Here is a 21,016-nt window from a genome sequence, read left to right as displayed (position 1 = left end):
CTGCATACATATTCCTGATTAGCACATAGCTTCAGTAGAGAAGGTCGGGAAGTCGCGCAGCACTCGAGGAACGCCACCAGCGAAAGTCCGACTTGGAACCGCACGCGCTTCATGGTCATCCGTCAGGTCTCAGGGGAACGATGGACTCTGATCCCGCCCAATGCGCGAGGATGGTGTCGAGCCTGGCTCGCATTGCGTCGCGGGAGATGCCTGGGGTCAATGCCTTGATGTCCGCCAACAAATCTTGCGACAGGCTCGCGGCCTGTTCCAAATCGCGTACGGCGCCACTGCCTTTGAGATTGGGAAGCTGACCCGCCTCGTCTGTGACGGTCACCGGTTCAAGCGAACCAGTGAAGTCGCGGAAGAAATTGTTCACTGCCAACTGGAGATCACCCGCCAAACCAGTCGTGCCGTCATTGCGGGTATAGGTGCCGCGATTATCAACAATATTACCATTGCCAAGATCAAGATCTACGGTGGTCGTAGGCGTCAGAGTAATCGAAGCAATCCCAAGATCAGAGAGCCGGAACAACTCGCTCGCTTGAGAGATACCATCTTGATTAAAATCACGCCAAATCCTGACATCCTTAAAGTGGGAGTCAGATTCGCTGAATACACCATCACGATTTTCATCTAAGGATAGTCTGATCAACGCGGTCGGAGGATGAGGCAAGCCATATCGACCACGCCCACGGCGCTCAGACCCTCGGTTTTTCGCCGTTTCCGGCGCATTTCCGGGGTATTTCCCGGATTACAGGCACACCCTCCCCACGACAGGCAGCAACTGCTTTCGCTTCAGCCACAGGTTCGACAGCGCAAACAGCGTCAGCACTTGCGCCGTGTTCTTCGCCAGGCCGCGATAGCGCACCTTGACGTAGCCAAACTGGCGCTTGATCACCCGGAACGGATGCTCCACCTTCGCCCTCAGGCTGGCCTTGGCGTGCTCCCAGCGCTGTGCCCACTTCAATTCGCGCTTGCTCTTGATCTGCTTCAGCTTCGAGGGCTTCTCCGCGATCAGATAGCGCAGCTTGCGCTTGCTCGCCATCTCCTCGCGCTTGGCCAGCCCGGTGTAGCCGCTGTCGCCGCATACCGTGTCTTCCTTGCCGTGCAGCAGCTTGTGCGCCTGGGTGATATCTGCGGCGTTGGCCGCCGTGCATTCCAAGTGGTGCACCAGCCCGGACTCATCGTCCACGCCGATGTGCGCTTTCATCCCGAAGTAGTACTGATTGCCCTTCTTGGTCTGGTGCATTTCCGGGTCGCGCTCGCCGTTCTTGTTCTTGGTCGAGCTGGGCGCGGCAATGATCGTGGCGTCCACGATGGTGCCGCCGCGCAGGCTCTGGCCCTTGCGCGATAGGTGCGCGTTGACCCGGTTGAACAGCGTGCGCGCCAGATCGTGCGTCTCCAGCAACCGGCGGAAGTTGAGGATCGTGGTCTCGTCCGGCACCTCATCCAACCCGCCGATCCTGGCGAAACGGCGCATCGACGCCGTGTCGTACAAGGCTTCTTCCGCGCCCGGGTCGCTCAGTGCGTACCACTGCTGCAGAAAGTGGATGCGCAGCATTGTCTCCAGCGGGTACGGCTGACGGCCCGGATGGCCCGACTTCGGATAGTGCGGCGCGATCAGCGCCAGCAGGTCTTTCCACGGCACCACCTGATCCATCTCGGCCAGCAACCTTTCGCGCCGCGTCTGCTTGCGCTTGCCGTTGTACTCCGCGTCGCCGAAAGACAATTGCATCGTCGTTGTCCTGTTGGGCTTTGTACGATTGTCGCAGGATCAGAGGGAGTTGTTCAGACCATCCCTAAATCGCGCAGAGCGTCAAAACCTGAAGCAGCCTTGCCTCCATTGGAAAGCATGGTATCGGCACCGAACAATTCCCCGCCATTATCTATAACTCCATTACCATTGCGATCCATGACGAGGAGTCCATCGTCTGCTGAAACCCACCCCGACCCACTTCTTACTCCGTCACCGTCATGGTCAAACATCACACCACGGTCCGCAGATATAGTTTCAATTCCGTCCCCGTCCAGATCGAGTGTCAAAGGATCGCGGCGCGGCAAGAAATTAGCGGCATCACGAAATTTCTCATTGACGTTGTTTGCGACTCCATTTGGAGAAGGATGCAGCAGATCATAAAGCTGAATTCCTAGCTCTCCCCCTAGGGATGGTCTGAACAACTCCCTCTGATCCTGCGACAATCGTACAAAGCCCAACAGGACAACGACGATGCAATTGTCTTTCGGCGACGCGGAGTACAACGGCAAGCGCAAGCAGACGCGGCGCGAAAGGTTGCTGGCCGAGATGGATCAGGTGGTGCCGTGGAAAGACCTGCTGGCGCTGATCGCGCCGCACTATCCGAAGTCGGGCCATCCGGGCCGTCAGCCGTACCCGCTGGAGACAATGCTGCGCATCCACTTTCTGCAGCAGTGGTACGCACTGAGCGACCCGGGCGCGGAAGAAGCCTTGTACGACACGGCGTCGATGCGCCGTTTCGCCAGGATCGGCGGGTTGGATGAGGTGCCGGACGAGACCACGATCCTCAACTTCCGCCGGTTGCTGGAGACGCACGATCTGGCGCGCACGCTGTTCAACCGGGTCAACGCGCACCTATCGCGCAAGGGCCAGAGCCTGCGCGGCGGCACCATCGTGGACGCCACGATCATTGCCGCGCCCAGCTCGACCAAGAACAAGAACGGCGAGCGCGACCCGGAAATGCACCAGACCAAGAAGGGCAATCAGTACTACTTCGGGATGAAAGCGCACATCGGCGTGGACGATGAGTCCGGGCTGGTGCACCACTTGGAATGCACGGCGGCCAACGCCGCAGATATCACCCAGGCGCACAAGCTGCTGCACGGCAAGGAAGACACGGTATGCGGCGACAGCGGCTACACCGGGCTGGCCAAGCGCGAGGAGATGGCGAGCAAGCGCAAGCTGCGCTATCTGATCGCGGAGAAGCCCTCGAAGCTGAAGCAGATCAAGAGCAAGCGCGAATTGAAGTGGGCACAGCGCTGGGAGCACGCCAAGGCCAGCCTGAGGGCGAAGGTGGAGCATCCGTTCCGGGTGATCAAGCGCCAGTTTGGCTACGTCAAGGTGCGCTATCGCGGCCTGGCGAAGAACACGGCGCAAGTGCTGACGCTGTTTGCGCTGTCGAACCTGTGGCTGAAGCGAAAGCAGTTGCTGCCTGTCGTGGGGAGGGTGTGCCTGTAATCCGGGAAATACCCCGGAAATGCGCCGGAAACGGCGAAAAACCGAGGGTCTGAGCGCCGTGGGCGTGGTCGATATGGCTTGCCTCATCCTCCGACCGCGTTGATCAGACTATCCCTAGAGCGTGTTATGAACTTTGAAGGATGGTAGCGGCGTTGCTGAGCATGAGCACGGTGAAGACGACGAAGTGCAAGCCAGCCAAGGTTTCCGGCAAGCGCTCATAGTCGCGTGCCAATCGTCGGAATCGGTTGACCCAGCCGAAGCTGCGTTCGACGACCCAGCGCCGAGGAAGCAAGACGAATCCTTTCTTGGCTTCGGGAAGTTTCACCACGTGCAGTTCGATTCCTTCTGCCTGCGCGGCTTGCGCCGGCTCCTGCCCGGTGTAGCCTTGATCCACGAACGCCAGTTTTACCGTATCGCCCGTGACATGTTGCACCTCTTGCGCCAGCGAGCGCACCTGAGCGCGTTCTTGCTCGTCGGCAGGTGTGACTTGCACTGCAAGCAAATATCCGAGCGTGTCCACCGCCATATGCACCTTGCTGCCCTTCTTGCGCTTATAGCCGTCGTAGCCTGCACGTGTGCCGCTCTCGCAGGTGGATTGCAGCGTCCGCCCGTCCAGGATGACAGCACTGGGTTGGCCATGTCTGCCTTGGGCAACACGCAGGATGGAACGCAGGTCGTTGACCATGGCTTCAAAGCAGCCCGCCTGCAGCCAGCGTTGTGTCTGTTGGTAGACCGCTTCCCATGGCGGGAAGTCCTTGGGCAAAAGGCGCCATGGCGCTCCAGCACGTGCCATCCAGCGCAGCGCATTGAACATTGCCCGCAGCTCGTACTTGCGCTGCGGAGCGTGCTCGGTCATCAGGCTCAGGTAAGGCGCTGCGAACGCCCACTCTTCGTCGGAAATGTCGGTCGGATATGGGCGTTTGCTCTGCATCCCGCTACGATAGCCGGATCGACTCAAAGTTCATAACACGCTCTAATTCACCGAGGCCTTGTATAAAAGCCCCCAGGCCATTATCCATTGCCTTTTGAATCAACCAGTTCAGACCGATTTTTTCGGTGAGCCCACTTTCGTAGGCCAATGTACCAATCTGCCCTCCCAAAAAGCCGGCAAGGATGACAGCTGCGCCAGATGCCATTCCTATGGCAGCTGCGCTTGCACCAGCCCCTGCCATATAAGTGGCTAAAATCGGCGTTACATAAGTCTGTATTAAAGCTCCAGCGGCCAAACCACCCAATATGTTTGCACCGCCCCCACCCACACCCTTAATCCCATCCTTGATACCACCCATCGCCAATCCGTAAAACGCAGATGCTGCGCCCAGTTTTGCACTTACTGCCTTGATCGCTTTAGGGATAGTCTGATCAACGCGGTCGGAGGATGAGGCAAGCCATATCGACCACGCCCACGGCGCTCAGACCCTCGGTTTTTCGCCGTTTCCGGCGCATTTCCGGGGTATTTCCCGGATTACAGGCACACCCTCCCCACGACAGGCAGCAACTGCTTTCGCTTCAGCCACAGGTTCGACAGCGCAAACAGCGTCAGCACTTGCGCCGTGTTCTTCGCCAGGCCGCGATAGCGCACCTTGACGTAGCCAAACTGGCGCTTGATCACCCGGAACGGATGCTCCACCTTCGCCCTCAGGCTGGCCTTGGCGTGCTCCCAGCGCTGTGCCCACTTCAATTCGCGCTTGCTCTTGATCTGCTTCAGCTTCGAGGGCTTCTCCGCGATCAGATAGCGCAGCTTGCGCTTGCTCGCCATCTCCTCGCGCTTGGCCAGCCCGGTGTAGCCGCTGTCGCCGCATACCGTGTCTTCCTTGCCGTGCAGCAGCTTGTGCGCCTGGGTGATATCTGCGGCGTTGGCCGCCGTGCATTCCAAGTGGTGCACCAGCCCGGACTCATCGTCCACGCCGATGTGCGCTTTCATCCCGAAGTAGTACTGATTGCCCTTCTTGGTCTGGTGCATTTCCGGGTCGCGCTCGCCGTTCTTGTTCTTGGTCGAGCTGGGCGCGGCAATGATCGTGGCGTCCACGATGGTGCCGCCGCGCAGGCTCTGGCCCTTGCGCGATAGGTGCGCGTTGACCCGGTTGAACAGCGTGCGCGCCAGATCGTGCGTCTCCAGCAACCGGCGGAAGTTGAGGATCGTGGTCTCGTCCGGCACCTCATCCAACCCGCCGATCCTGGCGAAACGGCGCATCGACGCCGTGTCGTACAAGGCTTCTTCCGCGCCCGGGTCGCTCAGTGCGTACCACTGCTGCAGAAAGTGGATGCGCAGCATTGTCTCCAGCGGGTACGGCTGACGGCCCGGATGGCCCGACTTCGGATAGTGCGGCGCGATCAGCGCCAGCAGGTCTTTCCACGGCACCACCTGATCCATCTCGGCCAGCAACCTTTCGCGCCGCGTCTGCTTGCGCTTGCCGTTGTACTCCGCGTCGCCGAAAGACAATTGCATCGTCGTTGTCCTGTTGGGCTTTGTACGATTGTCGCAGGATCAGAGGGAGTTGTTCAGACCATCCTTAGCAGATACACCACTATCCAATGCCTTGCCGATATAGCCATTTGCCTCAGCCAGCAAACTATCGGCTCGCCGGAGATTACTAATTATCATCGCTTCTTGTGCAGTAGAGGCGCCTCCGGATTGAGCAACGGCGTCCGACATCCTATTAGCAAGGCTGCGCATAAAAGCTGCCGACTTGCTGGTCTGAGCCGCCATTTCAGACCAACGAGCCTTTTCAGACGAAGCTGCCTGCTCCGGAGTTAACAACGCAGCTTGCGCCAGCGATGCTGCAGCATCGGAATATGCATCACTCATTTTATTTTTTATATATTCTCTAGCATCAACTGGTTTTTGTCCTGGCAACTTGTTCGGATCCTTCCCCGTACCCTCTTTATATTCAGCGATTATCGCAGCGTAGACCTGATCTCTGACTAAAGTATTGGATTCCATTATAATCTCCTGAGTTTTATATAAGCTACAATCCAGAATATTACGCACCCACTACAGATATAAGCCACAAAAAGCAATAAATTTTGTGCTGCGATAAATAACAAGGGATCCTTTGAAATACAAAAACCGCTGTAGCACATCAATGCCATATCCACCGGACCAAAAACAAACATTACAATGATCACCAACAAAAAAAATATAACAGCTATCAATGGGCCTAATTTATACGGCCGCCCATCCTTATGAATCGACAACATTGCTGTGTCTTTAAATATGGCAAGCCTATCGAGAGAAATTCGCAACGTACCAAAAGTAAGCGGCACGAGCGAAATCAACAACGAAAACAGTCCAAATAAAATAAACAGCGAAGCACTTTTCGGAAAATTTGTTTTCAATGCCCTGTCAAAAAATATCGAATTTATTAATTCATGCCCACCCATAATAGAAAGCAAGAAAATTATATTGGGTATTATAAGAATCATAGCAAGCCCATACATAAAACCTTGATTCATACCATTACTCTTCACCATGTCCACCTTACCCTTCTCGTCTACACTCAGATTAATTCACTCATCAGCTCTCTAGAGAAATAAATCTGAAGCAACCAGCCAATGCCTCTGCTCGAGTAAATTCAACTGCCACTTGATCCTTATCGCGAGCTATCCAATAAACACCTTTCTAATAAAAGAAAACCCACCTCCGGCTATTGCACCAGCGACAGCCAATGAAATCCAACCCTTCATTGCCATTGAATAAAAATTATTCGATATAGAAAGAAGCCTGGCGTCCTGCCCTCTGAACGAGAGCAAAAATAAAATCGTCATCGGTATCAAAATCACGAATAAAATGGCCCCATAGAACCTCTTTTTAAAATCCATAGGGTCTTTCATCCATTCACTGAGCCGCCAATCGTCTTCTTCGTACACAATCCACACATAGGAGACAATGAGCGAAATCGGGAACACAAACAAACAGCATAATAAACGTCGCCCACGCACCCAAGGCCAGACAGCTCCGAAAACTTTGTGAATTGAGAAACTCTTGAGAGCAGGAAAACCCACTCGCCCAATTTCTCTCCATGATTCAATTTGACGTATACAACTCCAGACAGCAACGCTGCCAATAATAAAATGCATACCGCAGCCAAGATAAGAACCCTACGAAATTTTTTCATTATGCTTCATCCCATCAAAAAAGATTACAACAGGCGCTCAAGATCAAATCACCGATCGACTCAATTGACCAAAATAAAACATTTGATATATCAAGAACAAAAATACAGACCCACGCTACCGTTCCCGCAACGCCTCCGAGGCATGCTGCCTCAAGGGACTCAGCAGATAATCAATGACCCGTCGCCGCCCCGTCTTGACCTCCACGCTCAAACTCATCCCCGCGCTCATCCGCACCTGCACCCCGTCGATGTCCAGGGTGCTGCTGTCGAGCTTGATCCGCGCCGGGAACACCAGCCCTAGTTTTTCGTCCTGCGCCGCATCGTGCGACACGCTGGCCACGGTGCCGGTCAGGTAGCCATAGCGCGTGTAGGGAAAACTCTCGATCTTCACCGTCACCGGCTGGCCCGGCCGCAGGAAGCCGATGTCCTTGTTCAACACCGTGGCCTCCACCTCCAGCGCCTCTTCGACCGGCACCACCACCAGCAGCGGCTGCGCCGGCGTCACCACGCCGCCCACGGTGTGCACCGCCAGTTGCTGGACCGTGCCGTCCACCGGGGCGCGCAATGCCATCTGTTCGTCGCGCCGCTCCGTCTTGGCCACGTCCTGCGCCAGCTGCCCCGCCTGCTCGCTCGCCTCGCGCACCGCGTCCAATGCCTGCCGCCGGGTCTCGGTCAGCAGCATGCGCCGTTCTTCCTGCGCCGCGCCCAGCGCCGAGCCGATCTCCTGCAGGCGGTTGCGCTGGGTGGCCAGCTGGCTTTCCGCCGCGATGCGCTCCTGTTCGCGCAGCAGGTATTCGTGGCGCCCCACGTACTTGCCTTCGACCAGGCGCCCGTAGTCGTCCGCGCGCACTTTGGCGATGCGGGCGGATTCTTCCAGCGGACCGATCGCCTCCTGCGTGGTGCGCAGTTCCGCCTGCCGTTGCGCGATGCTCGCCTGCAGGTGGTGGCGGTGGGCCTGGAAGGCGTCGTACTGGCTGACGACTAGTTGCTGCTCGGTTGCAATGCGCTCGGCGTCCAAATCAGGCGCTGGATCCAACCGCGGCGGCCGGCCATCGACGATCGCACGGGCAAGCGCCGACTGCCGCAGGACGGCCAGGCGCGCATTGACCAGGGCACCGCCGGCCTGCACGAACTCCGCGCCGGTTGCGGTCGCATCGAGCTCGATCAGCAGCTGGCCCCGCTTCACCGTCTGCCCATCGCGCACCAGAATCCTGCGCACCACCGCTGTCTCTGCCGTCTGCACCACCTTGGTCCTCGAATCGACCACGGTCTTGCCCGGCGCGACGGCGACGATGTCCAGCTGGCCCAGGCACGCCCACAGCAGCGCGGTGCAGAACAGCGCGATGATGATCCGCATGCTCCAGCGCGCCGTGGGCGAGGCCGGGGTTTCGGTCAGCTCCAGGTGCGCGGGCAGGAACGCGCGCTCGTCCGCCGTCCGGTGCGGCGCATCCAGTTGCTTGCGCAGGGACCAGGCCGACGTGAAGACGTCGACGTAGCGACGCAAGACGTCGCGCCATCCCTGCAGCCGATGCGTCATGGCGCCCCCTGCTGAAGCCGGAACAGGTGTGCGTAATGGCCGTCCGGGCGGGCCACCAGTTCCTCGTGCGAGCCGCTTTCCACGAGGCGCCCTTTTTCCACCACCACGATCCGGTCGGCCCGGCGCACCGTCGACAGGCGGTGGGCGATGATCAGCACCGTGCGCCCCTTGCAGATCGCCCGCATGTTGCGCATCACCGCATGCTCGGACGCGTAGTCCAGGGCGCTGGTGGCCTCGTCGAGGATCAGGATCCGGGGGTCGGTGATCAGCGCGCGGGCGATGGCGATGCGTTGCCGTTGCCCGCCGGACAGCCCCGCGCCGTGCTCGCCCACCTTGGTGTCGTAGCCTTCGGGCAGTTCCACGATGAACTCGTGCGCGCCGGCCAGCGTGGCGGCGTGGATCACGCGCTCCAGCGGCAGCCCCGGGTCGCACAGGGCGATGTTCTCGCGCACGCTGCGGTTGAACAGGAAGTTCTCCTGCAGCACCACGCCCAGTTGCCGCCGCAGCCAGGCCGGGTCGGCCAGTGCCAGATCCTGGCCGTCGATCAGCACCCGCCCGCGCTCGGGGGTGTAGAGCCGCTGCACCAGCTTGGTCAGCGTGCTCTTGCCCGAGCCGGAACGCCCCACGATGCCGAGTACCTCGCCAGCGCCGATCTCCAGGTCGATGCCGTTCAGCACTTCCGGCGCATCCGGACGGTAGCGGAAGCCGACCCGTTCGAACGTGACCTGGCCACGGATCGGCGGCAGCGCCAACCGGCTGCCGGGCACCTCGGTGCGGGTGTTCAGGATGTCCCCCAGCCGCTCCACCGAGATGCCGACCTGCTGGAAGTCCTGCCATAGCTGCGCCAGCCGGATGATCGGCGCGGTCACCTGCCCGGACAGCATGTTGAAGGCGATGAGCTGGCCGACCGACAGCGTGCCTTCGATCACCCGTTTCGCGCCCCAGAACAGCACCGCCACCGCCACCAGCTTCTGCACCAGCTGTACGCCCTGCTGGCCCAGCGTCGCGATCCGGGTGACGTTGAAGCCCGCGCTCACGTAGCCGGCCAGCTGGTTGTCCCAGGTCCGCGTGACCCGCCGGTCCACCGCCATCGCCTTGACCGTCCCGATGCCGCTGACGGTCTCGACCAGAAACGACTGGTTGTCCGCTCCCCGCGCGAACTGCTCGTTGAGGCGGCCGCGCAGCACCGGGGTGATGGCCGCCGAGATCAGCGCATACACCGGCAGCGACAGCACCACGATCAAGGTCAGCCAACCGCTGTACCAGCACATCACCGCAAGAAACACCACCGTGAACAACAGGTCCAGCACCGAGGTCAGGGCCTGCCCGGTCAGGAAGTTGCGGATGTTCTCCAGTTCGCGGACGCGGGCGATGGTGTCGCCCACCCGCCTGGACTCGAAGTAGGCCAGCGGCAGCCCCAGCACGTGCCGGAACAGCCGGGCCCCCAGCTCGACATCGATCTTGCTGGTGGTATGCGCGAACACGTAGGTGCGCAATCCCGACAGCACCACCTCGAACACCGCGATCGCCACCAGCCCGATGGCGATGACGTCCAGCGTGGTCAGGCCCTGATGCACCAGCACCTTGTCCATGACCACCTGGAAGAACAACGGGGTCACCAGCGCGAACAGCTGGATGAACAAGGACACCACGAATACTTCCAGCATCAGCCGCCGGTACTTGACCAGCGCCGGGATGAACCAGCTGACATCGAACTTGGCCAGCTCCCCCAGCACCGACGCGCGCGAGGCGACCTGGAGCAGCCTGCCCGCGTAGCGCGCCTGGAACTCGGCGCTCGAGAGCGTGCGCGGACGGCGCTCGGCCAGGTCGTGGATCAGGATCCGATCGTCCTGGGCCTGGGCGAGGATGAAAGGCGCGCCCTCCGGGACCAGCGCCAGCGCGGGCAGGGTCGCCAGCGCAAGGCGGTGCGCCGGCTGTGCCACCACCTTGGCCTTGAGCCCCAGCTTGCGGGCCGCCAGCAGCAGCGCCACCTCGTCGAAGGGCGCGCCGCCGCGGCCGCCGTCATGCGCCAGTTGCGCCGCATCGGCCGCGATCCCGTGGAACTGCGCCAGCAGGACCAAGCCCTGCAGGGCCAGATCGGGTGCCTCGGATGCGGACCGAGCGCCTTCCACCAACCCAGGCGCGGCATTTCCCCCTGACATTTCGCGTTCCTTGCGGGGCCCGTCGAGGCCGCTTCAGGCCAATATCTTGCGCGAGGAAGATGACTGTCAAGCGGTTTCCAGCCCGATTGCTTATGATTTTTCAGCATAAGACCTGCGCTCTTGCCTGAATACGCAGGCACCGTTGCGCGCGGCAGGCGCCCTGCCAGCAAGGGCGAACCGTCTGCCGCAATGCCGCATTTCCGCTACCATGCCGGCTCCACGCCCCGTCCCGGCCCGCCCGATGTCCACCGCTCCGCTGAAGCCGCTCGCCATCCGCGAACGCCTGTCCGAAGTCCGCTACGAGATCCGCGGCGAATTGGCGCGGCGCGCCCGGGAGCTGGAGGCGCAGGGACGCAAGCTGATCAAACTCAACATCGGCAATCCCGGCGCGTTCGGGTTCCGCGCGCCCGAGCACCTGCAACGCGCGATCGCCGACGACATGGGCCGCACCGATCCTTATACCCACCAGCAGGGCCTGCCGGAGGCGCGCGAGGCGATCGCCGCGGCCTATGCGCGGCGCCAGCACCCGGACGCGCACCCGGACCGGATCTTCATCGGCAACGGGGTCAGCGAGTTGATCGACCTGTCGCTGCGCGCCCTGCTCAATCCCGGCGACGAGGTGCTGGTGCCGTCGCCCGACTATCCGCTGTGGTCGGCCGCCACCATCCTCAACGACGGCCGCCCGGTGTACTACCGCTGCGCGCCGGAGAACGGCTTCCAGCCCGACCCGGTGGAGATCGAGACGCTGGTGTCCTCGCGCACCCGCGCGATCGTGCTGATCAATCCCAACAATCCCAGCGGCGCCAGCTATTCGTGCGCGCTGCTGGAGAAGATCGTGGCGATCGCGGCCAAGCACAACCTGCTGTTGATGGTCGACGAGATCTACGACCAGGTGCTCTACGACGGCGCCGGCTTCGTGCCGGTCGCGCCGCTGGCCGGCGAGCAGCCGTGCATCAGTTTCGGCGGCCTGAGCAAGGTGCACCGCGCCTGCGGCTGGCGGGTGGGCTGGGCGCTGCTGTCCGGCGCCGCCGAGCGCGTCACCGAGTTCCGCAACGCCATGGACCTGCTCGGCGCGCTGCGTCTGTGCGCGAACGTGCCGGGGCAGTACGCGATCGATGCCGCGGTCAACGGCCCGGACACGATCTCGCCGCTGTGCGCGCCGGGCGGGCGCCTGTACGAGACCCGCCGCGCGGTGATCGAAGCCTGCGCGGCCAGCGAGCACCTGGCGCTGGTGCCGCCGGCTGGCGCGCTGTACGCGTTCCCGGCGGTGGTCGGCGCGGCGGCGCGCAACGTCGACGACCACGATTTCGCCCTGGAGCTGATGAACGACGAGGGTGTGCTGGTGGTGCCCGGTTCCAGCTTCAACGTGCCCTACCGCCACCACTTCCGCGTGACCTTGCTGCCGGACGCATCGGTGATGCGCGAAGTGTTCGCGCGCATCGACCGGGTGCTGGCGCGCCGCGCCGAGGCCAATACCAAGATCGTGCCGCTCAAACGCAAGCAGTCGGCGGCATGAGTCCACGGCCCACGCCGTGCGCGCCGGCCGCGGGGCGTGTCATCGTTCCGGGCTGCGGCTTGCCAACGTCATCGCTGGCCTTGGAACGCCCTGATCGCGATCGCCTCGGCCACGCCCGCGCCCGCCGGGAACGGCCAATGTCCCGCCGCCTGCCTTTGCCTGTGAATCCCCAGCCTGTATGAGCGGCGGCGCGCAGCGAAGGGAGTTGTCCTGCCGTGCCGCGCCTGCCCACTTGCCATGACTGCGATGAAACGGCGCTACCTCGCCCTGGGCGACTCCTACACCATCGGCGAAGGCGTGCCGGCGTCCGGCCGCTGGCCGCTGCAACTGGCCCAGGCCCTGCGCGCCGAGGGCATGGCGCTGGACGACCCGCAGATCGTCGCCGCCACCGGCTGGACCACCGACGAACTGGACGCCGGCATCGACGCCGCGGCACCACGGCCTCCGTTCGATCTCGTGAGCCTGCTGATCGGCGTCAACGATCAATACCGCGGCAGGGCGCTGGGCGAGTATCGCGCGCGGTTTTCCGCACTGCTGGCGCGTGCCGTCGGCTTCGCCGGCGGGCGTGGCGGACGCGTACTGGTGTTGTCGATCCCGGACTGGGGCGTCACCCCGTTCGCCCGCGCGCAGGGCCGCGATCCGGTCCGCACCGGCAGCGAGATCGACGCCTTCAATGCCGTGGCGGCCAAGGCCTGCGCCGCGCTTGGCGTCGCCTTCGTCGACATCACGCCCTGCAGCCGCGCCCACGGCCACGACGCTGGGATGCTGGCGGGCGACGCGCTGCATCCGTCCAGCGCAATGTATGCCGGCTGGAGCGCATTGGCGTTGCCCGCAGCCCGCCGCGCCTTGCGTCCGCGCTGACGGCGCGTGTCGCGGCGCTGCCCCCGGCCCTGGGCAGCGGCCGGGTTTAGAGACGCCAATCCCGCTGTGTTTGTAGAGCGGCCAACAAAACGCCCCAGCCGCCTGTCAGGCGGGTACGTCTGGCGCACAGGAATCCGGGGTGCCTGAGTGGTCCATGGAGATGGCAAGCGCCGCACCCGCTCGCCCGGGAAGCGGCAGTAGTTTTGTTAGCCGATCCAAAGGTCGGTGCTATTCAATGGCCCGGAGATGCGTCGACCAGCTCATCCATTTTTCTATTCAAGTTCGACACTGTCTTTTCGAAAGTCATGGCCAGCGGAGTCACCACACTCCTGGAATTTTCAGGAAAAGCCCCCTGTTCGATGAACTCAGCAAAGTCCGAATTCAACTTTTCAAGCGCATCCTTCTTCTCACTTATCCATGGAAGTATTTTTTCACGCATCACATGTGGAGCAAGATCTTCTTTTATAACGTCATTACACCCCTGCAAATATTCCACGTCGCGCTTGAACTCCGCCACGTATCTCTCCAAACCGACTCCAATCTTCACTGCCGCATCGATTCTGGATCTGAACGCCTCTTTCAGCGCCACCATCTTCATGGCTTCCCGTACCGGCCTGGGAGACTTGAGGTCATTTCCATTTGCCGGATCAGGCGTCGCGAGCGCACCGACAACACCGGCAGCAGCGGGCTTTTTTGATGTTCCTTTCGTCTCTGGCATGAGGATTTCTTTTTTCTTCGTCGCCTCAAAAGCCTTCATGACCGCCATGACCAGCCCGGGCGACTTCAGGTCGTTTGCAATTGCCGGATCAGGCATCCAGAGCACACAGGCGACGCTGGCAGCAGGGGGGACTTTCAATTTTTCTTCCATCCCCGGCATACGGATTTTTCTTTCTTCCGTCGACCCGGTCGCCGCTCTAGTCAGCCGTCCGGACAACTGCTGGCGCTGTGGGTATAGCCTGGCGTCATTCGAGTCAGGTTTTTCGCCATCAGAATTCCCGAGGCCGTTCAACTTGACGAATGAGCTTTCGACGCCAGTGATCCTCTTGCCCAGCCGACCACCACGATCTCCTCCTGCTTGGCACGGAGTGATCACGTCCGGGCTCGAAATTCTCAAGATACCCCAATAATCGGATAACAAGCTCCCCGCTTTGAAAGTAAGCATACCTGGCCTCTACAATTCAACAATACCCCAAATAATATGACGCGATGCACGGGAAATGACTTGCATATTTCGGACATCATGATTTTTATCGGGGCTCGCCGTGAAATTTATTTAAGCGAATCAAGGTCCTCGACCTGGAGAAATTCCATCCCTATTGGCATGGCTTCGTCGGAACCGGGCCGATGCCTGCGGCGCGGTGCCGGGCAGGTGGTTGAGCACGGGGCGTACGGTCGGGCGCGGCGACACACCGTCAGGACCAACGCGGCATGCGAAGCGAGCAGCGCCGGCAGCCCGTTCAGTCAACTCCACGTGCAGCAGCTCGTCGTGAAAGGCCTGCCCGGCCAGCGACCGGGGCAGCCAGCGGCAGGGACGTCGCGGCGGGGCCGCGATGCAGCGTTTCCGGAACTGTCATGCCCCATGGGTCCACTCGGCGTAGAACGGCCGGTCCGACTCAGCGAGCGAAATCACTGCCATGTCCCTCGATCCCGCCTTGCGTTTCCGCATCGAACGTTGCTCGGCTGCAATCGCGTCGTGCTGTACATGAAAGACCAGCCGAGCATGCCGCAGTGCGGCTTCTCCGCCAAGGCGTCGACATCGCCGCATGCCTCGCCGCCGACGGCTTGCATCCTCCGCGGCGAGGCATGCGCGCTGGACCGGCCTGCTGTTGCCTGCGGCGCGCGATGCGTTAGCCTAGCGGGCATACGACGCCCCGCTGCCAAGGACCGACATTGCGCGACGCCCGCACCATCCAGCCCATGAGCCGGCCGCAAGCGCGGGCCATCGCCCGCGCCTTCCTGCCCGCGCATCCGCTCGGCAACCGCTACGACTACTACTACACCCGCACCAAGCTGCGCACCGATCCGCTGTACCCGGGCGTGCTCGCCGCGCTGCGCGGCGCCGGCACGGCGGTGCTGGACCTGGGCTGCGGCCTGGGCCTGCTCGCCCATGCGCTGCGCGCCGACGGCCAGCACCAGCGCTACCACGGCGTGGACATCGACGCGGCGAAGATCCGCCGCGCGACCCGCATCGCCACGCGCAGCGGCCTGCCCGGCACCCGCTTCGAGGTGACCGATCTGGGCCAGGGCTGGCCCGAGCACAGCGGCAGCGTCGCGATCCTGGACGTGCTGCAGTATCTCGACGCCGCCATGCAGGCCAGCCTGGTCCGCAGCGTGGCGAAGATGCTCACGCCCGGCGCCAGGCTGGTGATCCGCAGCGCCCTGGGCGACGCCAGCGGCCGCAGCCGCACCAGCCGCGTCGCCGACGTGCTCGCGCACCTGACCGGCTGGATGCAGGAAGTGCCCAAGTGCTATCCCACCCGCGACGGCCTGCACGCCCAGCTCGACGCGGCCGGGCTGCGCGCCACGTTCGCGCCGCTGTACGGCAATACGCCGTTCAACAACTGGCTGATCGTGGCCGAGCCGCGCTGACGCCGCCGCGGCGGCCTTGCCTCCCCCGCATCGCGCCACCGCGCACGCCGCATCGTCTTCACCGGAACCCGTCGCCACCGGAACCGCACCATGCGGATCGCTTCGGGAAAAAAGACTGGGGCCGCGGGATCGGCGCGTTCATGCTCGGCCTGATCGCGCTGGCCGCGTCCTGGTCAACCACATGCCAGGCAGCCTCGACGAAGACGCGCCCAGCCCGATGCTGATCGGGCTGCTGATGTTCGTGGCCATCATCGGCGTGCTGGCCGTGGCGGCGATGGCATCGGCAGCCTGTTCCAGCGCGACCGCAAGAAGCGGTAAGGCCGGCTCGGACTGGTGTTCTCGCCGGCCGGGCTGCTCGGCGGCTTGGTGTTGATCGCATTCGGCCCGAGCCGCGACATGCAGCGCGACGCCGCGCCGGCGCCCGCGTCAGTGCGGCAGCGTCGCGGCCAGGCCGCGCTCGTGCAACGCCCGCAGCACCCCCTCCACGATCGCCACGTTGTGGCCGTGCGCCGCACCCTCGTGCAGCAGCACGATCGCCCCGGGCGCGAGGCCGCGCACGATGCGCGCCACGCAGGCGCAGGGATCGCAGGCCACGCCGTCGAAGCCGCGCGCGCTCCAGGCGACCCGGGCCAGGCCATGGCGGCGCAATGGCGCGGCGACGAAGGGGTTGGTCATGCCCACCACCGAGCGGTACCAGCGCGGCGCGGTGCCGGCGATGGCCGCCAGCGTCTGCTGCGCCTGGCCGATCTCGCGGGCCATGCGCCACGGCCCCAGCGCCCAGAACCAGGCCTGCGGATGGGTCTGGCTGTGGTTGCCGATGCCGTGGCCGCGGCGCACGATCTCGCGTACCAGCGCCGGGCGCGCGGCGGCGCGCGCGCCGACCAGGAAGAAGCTGGCCTTGGCCCGGTGGCGGTCGAGCAGGTCCAGGATCGTCGCGGTGTCGTCTGAGGGGCCGTCGTCGATGGTCAGCCAGACCCGCGGCGCGGTGCCGGGCAGGCGGCTGAGCACCGGGGCGTACAGCCGCGCCCGCGGCAGGAACACCGGCAGCACGAAGGCGGCATGCGACATCAGCAACGCCGGCAGCCCGATCCGCCAGCCCCAGGCCCACCAGCACGCGGCGACCAGCGCCTGCGAAGCCAGTGCCCAGGGCAGCCAGCGGTACGGGTGGCGGGGGATGCGATGCAGCGTTGCCGGAACTGTCATGCCCCATGATGCCATGCGGCGTAGAATGGCCGGTCCGACTCAGCGACCGAAATCACCGCCATGTCCCTCGATCCCGCCCTGCGTTCCCGCATCGAAACGCTGCTCAGTTCCAACCGCGTCGTGCTGTTCATGAAAGGCCAGCCGGGCATGCCGCAGTGCGGTTTCTCCGCCAAGGCGGTGGGCGCGTTGAACGAACTGGGTGTCGACTTCGCCCACGTCAACGTGCTGGCCGACCAGGACATCCGCGAAGGCATCAAGATCTACGGCGACTGGCCGACGATCCCGCAGCTGTACGTGGACGGCGAACTGGTCGGCGGCAGCGACATCATCCTGCAGATGGCCGGCAGCGGCGAGCTGAGCGCGCTGCTCGGCGTGGAAGCGCCAGACCGCACGCCGCCGTCGATCACCATCACCGACGCCGCCGCGGACATGCTGCGCGGCGCGCTGGCCGACGCCCCGGGCGCGACCCTGGCGCTGGCGATCGACGCGCAGTTCCAGCCAAACTTCCAGCTGCTGCCGACCGACCCCAACGCCATCGCTGCCGAGTCCAACGGCCTGCGCGTGCAGTTCGACCCGGCCAGCGCGCGCCGCGCCGGCGGCATCACCATCGACTGGGTCGACGACCTGCGCGGCCGCGGCCTGGCGATCGACAATCCGAACGCGCCCAAGCCGGTGCAGGACCTCGGCCCACGCGACGCCGACGACCGGGTGCGCGCCGGCGGCTTGATCCTGGTGGACGTGCGCCCGCCGGAAGAGCGCGCGCGCGCCGCGGTGAACGTGCCGTTCCGCACCCTGGACGGCGACCAGCGCGCGCAGTTGGAAGCGCTGCCGAAGGACACTGCGCTGGCGTTCCTGTGCCACCACGGCGGGCGCAGCGCGCAGACGGCCGAGCAGTTCCGCGCGCTCGGCTTCACCCACGTGCACAACGTGGCCGGCGGCATCGACGCCTGGGCCGACGATGTGGACGGCAGCGTGCCGAAGTACTGAGCCGGCGCCGCATTGCGGCGTGGCGAGCGTGGTCACGCACCCCGTAGGAGCGGCCCTGGATGGCCTCGGGCCATCAGCCGCGACCGGGCGCACCGACAACACCGGTCGCGACTGAAAGCCGCTCCTACGAGGAACTGTGGGCCGCCGTCGCTCAGCCGGCGAAGCCATCGGCATCCAGGAACTCGCGTTCCTCCTGGGTGGTCTCGCGCCCCAGCGCCGGGCTGCGGTGCGGGAAGCGGCCGAAGCGCTGGATCGCGTCCTCGTGGCGCACCGCCCGATGCGTTGTGCACTGCCCTTGGTCATGCCGATCGTGAAGCAGGATTGCGCGGCGATTGCAGTGGGTTGATGCTGCCGCTGGAGCGCAAGAGCGTGGAGTCGTTGGCCGCGCATCTGGATCCGCTGCGGGTGCGCGCCCCCGGCATCGAGCCTTGTACAACTTCGTGTGGCCAAGTCGCAATGGTCCGATGAAGCCGTGTTGGCACGGGTACGGGAGTACGTGTCGTGGCGGATGGACTTGAAGGGCGAGGTGTACTGGATCGTGGACGACACCGGTTTTCGCAATGAAGGGGCGGCATTCGGTCGGGGTGGCCCGCCAGTAGTGCGGCGGTGAGCTTGGCAAGCAGGACAATTGCCAGGTGGCGGTGAGCGTGTCGCTGGCGAGGCCGGTGGCGAGGGCGCCCATCGCCTTCGGCCTGTACCTGCCCGAGACCTGGGCCGCCGCGACGGCCCGGCGGGAGAAGGCGGGAGTTCCCGAAGACGTGGCGTTTGCCACCAAGCCGGAGCTGGCGCTGGCGCAGATGAAAGCGGCCGATGCCGCCGGTGTGGCGCGGCACGGTGCCGGCCGATGCGGCTTATGGCAGCAACACCGCCTGGCGCGATGCGTTGGCAGCCTTGACGCTGGACGACGCGGTCGGCATCGTTTCGCGCGTGAAGGTCTGGCCACCGGGCATCACGCCCGAACCGCCGGCGCCATGGAAAGGCAAAGGCCGTCCTGCGGGGCGTCATCTGCGTACAGCCGATCGCCAGCCACTGTCGGTAGAGGCGTTGGCCGTGTCGTTGCCTTCTGGCGCCTTCAGAACGGTGTCGTGGCGGGAAGGCAGCAACGCGCCGTTGTCAGGCCATTTTGCGGCCGTGCGGGTGCGTGCGGCACAGGGCGATCGTTTGCGCCAGGAAGAATGGCGGTTGATCGAATGACCCAAGGGCGAAGCCAAACCGACCCGCTACTTCCTGTCCCATCCGCCAGCCAGCACGCCGCGCAAGGTGCTGGTGAACACGGTCAAGGCCCGCTGGCGGATCGAACGCGATGACCAGGAGTTGAAACAGGAGTTCGGTTTGGACCATGACGAGGGTCGTGGTTGGCGCGGCTTCCACCATCACGCCACGCTGTGCATCGCCGCCTATGGGTTTCTGGTGGCCGAACACTTGCGCGGAGCGCATCAAAAAAACCGCCACGATGCGCGCAACCTGCCTTATCCGAAAATGACCGCCCGCGCGGTGCGACTGTCACGCGCCCAGCGCCATGTGGCCGACTCGATCGCGACACTGCGCTGGATGATCGCCATCGAAATCGGAGCAACGCTGCTCGACGGCATGCATCCATATCTGCGGATTTAGTGACACAGTAAAACTAAGGCGACGCTGAAAAAGTCCCTGTTGGCTGCGAAGATTGGGACATCCCGGCTTTGTCGGGAGTGCTTCATGAAACAGCAGGCGTTGGCAATGGCGGCCGATCAAGGCAGCGGGTTCGAGCACTATCGCCGCCCGCCGCGTCGAGAGCTGTTTTTGCACACGAGGGAGCAGCTCGTCCCTTGGTCGGTGCTGTGTGCGGTGATCGAGCCGTCTTCCCCCAAGGCGGGCAAGGGCCGCCCGCCGGCGGGCTTGGAGCGGATGTTGCGGATGTCCTTGGCGCAGCCCTGGTTCAACCTGGCCGACCAGGCCTGCGAGGAAGCCCTGCTGGACGGCACGGGATGGCGTGGGTTGGTGGGGATCGACCTGGGCCGGGAGCGGGCGCCGGATGCGAGGACGCTGTTGAAGTTCGGAGGGCTGTGGGAGAAACACGAACTGGGCGCGGATCTGTTTGCCGAGGTCAATGCGCCGTTGCAGGCGCGTGGCGTGAAGGTGGGCACGGGCACGATCGTGGATGCGAGGATCATCGGCGCACCGAGTTGGACCAAGAACGCGGCCAAGGCAGCAGATCCGGACATGCATCGAACCGGCAAGGGTCAGCCGTGGTACTTCGGGATGAAGATGCACATCGGCGTGGACAGTCGCACGGGTCGGGTGCACGGCGCGGCGGTGACGGCAGCCAATGGGCACGCCAAACACCTGCTGGAGGACCTGTTGCACGGCCAGGAGCGACGGGTGTATGGGGACAGCGCCTATGCGAGCCAGAAGGCGTCGATCCGGGAGCCTGCCCCGCAGGCAGGTGACTTGACCAACCAGCGCATGGGCAAGGGGGCAGACGTGGAGGAAGGCGAACGCAGCCGGAACCGCAACCAGTCCAGGATCCGCGCCCGGGTCGAGCATGTGCTTGCCGTGGTCAAGCGGCTGTGGGGCTTTGCCAAGGTGCGCTATCGCGGGCTGGACGAGCATGCCAACCGCAGCGTTGTGCCCCTTGGGCCGGCGAACCTGTCCCTGGCGCCCGCCCGGTGGGCGGCATAGCGGCGCCCGGTGGGGCTGCCAAGCCAGCCCGGAGCGCCAAAACGGGGGCGGAGACTGCCAGAAATGGCCTCCCCAGGATCGGTTGAGCCATCTCGTCAGGCCGTCTGGCCGATGCAGGCGATTGGTCAGCGTTGCCTCAACAGGCGGCTGACCGGTCATCTACTCGCACAA

19 protein-coding genes and 4 pseudogenes are annotated in these 21,016 nt (G+C 63.5%); 9 read left to right on the top strand and 14 right to left on the bottom strand.

What is annotated here, in order from left to right; translation table 11 throughout:
• Positions 1-115 precede the first annotated feature (115 nt).
• From G4Q83_RS20040 to G4Q83_RS20030, 3 genes and pseudogenes are all read right to left on the bottom strand, one after another.
• On the bottom strand, positions 116-652 hold the full coding sequence (locus G4Q83_RS20040) for a hypothetical protein (RefSeq protein WP_185817273.1): 537 nt from the start codon (positions 650-652) through the stop codon (positions 116-118).
• Between the two features lie 99 nt (positions 653-751).
• Positions 752-1,735: an IS5 family transposase gene (locus G4Q83_RS20035; RefSeq protein ID WP_185817191.1), complete on the bottom strand. Its 984-nt coding sequence runs from the start codon at positions 1,733-1,735 to the stop codon at positions 752-754.
• A 65-nt stretch (positions 1,736-1,800) separates the two neighbouring features.
• Positions 1,801-2,055: pseudogene (locus G4Q83_RS20030) on the bottom strand (calcium-binding protein); the annotation flags it as partial.
• 172 nt (positions 2,056-2,227) lie between these two features.
• Here G4Q83_RS20030 and G4Q83_RS20025 point away from each other — a divergent pair.
• Positions 2,228-3,211, top strand: a complete 984-nt coding sequence (locus G4Q83_RS20025; RefSeq protein WP_185817191.1) for an IS5 family transposase — start codon at positions 2,228-2,230, stop codon at positions 3,209-3,211.
• Between the two features lie 124 nt (positions 3,212-3,335).
• On the opposite strand, the gene G4Q83_RS20020 is transcribed toward G4Q83_RS20025, so the two are convergent.
• The 8 genes from G4Q83_RS20020 to G4Q83_RS19985 all read right to left on the bottom strand — a co-directional run bounded on the left by G4Q83_RS20020 (position 3,336) and on the right by G4Q83_RS19985 (position 11,028).
• The gene (locus G4Q83_RS20020; RefSeq protein WP_185817193.1) at positions 3,336-4,142 is read right to left on the bottom strand and encodes an IS5 family transposase; all 807 of its coding nucleotides are present in this window, start codon (positions 4,140-4,142) and stop codon (positions 3,336-3,338) included.
• A 4-nt stretch (positions 4,143-4,146) separates the two neighbouring features.
• Positions 4,147-4,500: a hypothetical protein gene (locus G4Q83_RS20015; RefSeq protein WP_128422018.1), complete on the bottom strand. Its 354-nt coding sequence runs from the start codon at positions 4,498-4,500 to the stop codon at positions 4,147-4,149.
• Positions 4,501-4,676: 176 nt separating this feature from the next.
• On the bottom strand, positions 4,677-5,660 hold the full coding sequence (locus G4Q83_RS20010) for an IS5 family transposase (RefSeq protein WP_185817191.1): 984 nt from the start codon (positions 5,658-5,660) through the stop codon (positions 4,677-4,679).
• Positions 5,661-5,699: 39 nt separating this feature from the next.
• On the bottom strand, positions 5,700-6,155 hold the full coding sequence (locus G4Q83_RS20005; protein WP_128421955.1) for a hypothetical protein: 456 nt from the start codon (positions 6,153-6,155) through the stop codon (positions 5,700-5,702).
• Positions 6,155-6,691: a hypothetical protein gene (locus tag G4Q83_RS20000; RefSeq protein WP_128421954.1), complete on the bottom strand. Its 537-nt coding sequence runs from the start codon at positions 6,689-6,691 to the stop codon at positions 6,155-6,157. The genes G4Q83_RS20005 and G4Q83_RS20000 overlap by 1 nt, the downstream gene beginning before the upstream one ends.
• Positions 6,692-6,814: 123 nt before the next feature.
• Positions 6,815-7,291, bottom strand: a complete 477-nt coding sequence (locus G4Q83_RS19995; RefSeq protein ID WP_128421953.1) for a hypothetical protein — start codon at positions 7,289-7,291, stop codon at positions 6,815-6,817.
• A gap of 153 nt (positions 7,292-7,444) precedes the next feature.
• Positions 7,445-8,866 (bottom strand): HlyD family type I secretion periplasmic adaptor subunit, encoded by a 1,422-nt coding sequence (locus G4Q83_RS19990; RefSeq protein WP_185817272.1) that lies wholly within the window; start codon positions 8,864-8,866, stop codon positions 7,445-7,447.
• Positions 8,863-11,028 (bottom strand): type I secretion system permease/ATPase, encoded by a 2,166-nt coding sequence (locus tag G4Q83_RS19985; protein ID WP_128421906.1) that lies wholly within the window; start codon positions 11,026-11,028, stop codon positions 8,863-8,865. Before G4Q83_RS19985 ends, G4Q83_RS19990 begins: the two co-directional genes overlap by 4 nt.
• Positions 11,029-11,269: 241 nt before the next feature.
• On the opposite strand from G4Q83_RS19985, the gene G4Q83_RS19980 reads away from it, so the two are divergent.
• On the top strand, positions 11,270-12,544 hold the full coding sequence (locus G4Q83_RS19980) for an aminotransferase class I/II-fold pyridoxal phosphate-dependent enzyme (protein ID WP_128421742.1): 1,275 nt from the start codon (positions 11,270-11,272) through the stop codon (positions 12,542-12,544).
• A gap of 237 nt (positions 12,545-12,781) precedes the next feature.
• On the top strand, positions 12,782-13,405 hold the full coding sequence (locus G4Q83_RS19975) for an SGNH/GDSL hydrolase family protein (RefSeq protein ID WP_386272762.1): 624 nt from the start codon (positions 12,782-12,784) through the stop codon (positions 13,403-13,405).
• A gap of 232 nt (positions 13,406-13,637) precedes the next feature.
• Here G4Q83_RS19975 and G4Q83_RS19970 read toward each other — a convergent pair whose 3' ends face one another.
• On the bottom strand, positions 13,638-14,567 hold the full coding sequence (locus G4Q83_RS19970) for a hypothetical protein (protein ID WP_128421744.1): 930 nt from the start codon (positions 14,565-14,567) through the stop codon (positions 13,638-13,640).
• 472 nt (positions 14,568-15,039) lie between these two features.
• On the opposite strand from G4Q83_RS19970, the pseudogene G4Q83_RS19965 reads away from it, so the two are divergent.
• The 3 genes and pseudogenes from G4Q83_RS19965 to G4Q83_RS19955 form a co-directional block, all read left to right on the top strand.
• A pseudogene (locus G4Q83_RS19965) lies at positions 15,040-15,155 on the top strand (Grx4 family monothiol glutaredoxin); the annotation flags it as partial.
• A gap of 167 nt (positions 15,156-15,322) precedes the next feature.
• Positions 15,323-15,994, top strand: coding sequence for a methyltransferase domain-containing protein (locus G4Q83_RS19960; RefSeq protein WP_128421745.1), 672 nt, complete (start codon positions 15,323-15,325; stop codon positions 15,992-15,994).
• Between the two features lie 181 nt (positions 15,995-16,175).
• A complete protein-coding gene (locus G4Q83_RS19955) occupies positions 16,176-16,367 on the top strand; it encodes a hypothetical protein (RefSeq protein ID WP_128421746.1) in 192 nt (63 codons plus the stop codon).
• 53 nt (positions 16,368-16,420) lie between these two features.
• Here the strand turns inward: G4Q83_RS19955 and G4Q83_RS19950 are convergent, their stop codons facing one another.
• Positions 16,421-17,212, bottom strand: coding sequence for a polysaccharide deacetylase family protein (locus G4Q83_RS19950; protein ID WP_185817270.1), 792 nt, complete (start codon positions 17,210-17,212; stop codon positions 16,421-16,423).
• 45 nt (positions 17,213-17,257) lie between these two features.
• Between G4Q83_RS19950 and grxD the strand changes: the two genes are divergently transcribed.
• Entirely contained in the window at positions 17,258-18,184 is a 927-nt protein-coding gene (gene grxD / locus G4Q83_RS19945) for a Grx4 family monothiol glutaredoxin (RefSeq protein WP_128421748.1), read from the top strand.
• 151 nt (positions 18,185-18,335) lie between these two features.
• Here grxD and G4Q83_RS19940 read toward each other — a convergent pair.
• Positions 18,336-18,470 (bottom strand): annotated as a pseudogene (locus G4Q83_RS19940) (DUF924 family protein); the annotation flags it as partial.
• On the opposite strand from G4Q83_RS19940, the pseudogene G4Q83_RS19935 reads away from it, so the two are divergent.
• Both G4Q83_RS19935 and G4Q83_RS19930 read left to right on the top strand, forming a co-directional pair.
• Positions 18,467-19,809 (top strand): annotated as a pseudogene (locus G4Q83_RS19935) (IS701 family transposase). The pseudogenes G4Q83_RS19940 and G4Q83_RS19935 overlap by 4 nt on opposite strands.
• 73 nt (positions 19,810-19,882) lie before the next feature.
• Entirely contained in the window at positions 19,883-20,845 is a 963-nt protein-coding gene (locus tag G4Q83_RS19930) for an IS5 family transposase (RefSeq protein ID WP_128421884.1), read from the top strand.
• Positions 20,846-21,016: the final 171 nt, after the last annotated feature.

Origin of the sequence: Xanthomonas theicola, assembly GCF_014236795.1 — a bacterium.
Taxonomy (GTDB): Bacteria; Pseudomonadota; Gammaproteobacteria; order Xanthomonadales; family Xanthomonadaceae; genus Xanthomonas_A; species Xanthomonas_A theicola.
Note: the sequence above shows the minus strand (reverse complement) of the source record. Positions and strands in the feature narration are given on the sequence as shown.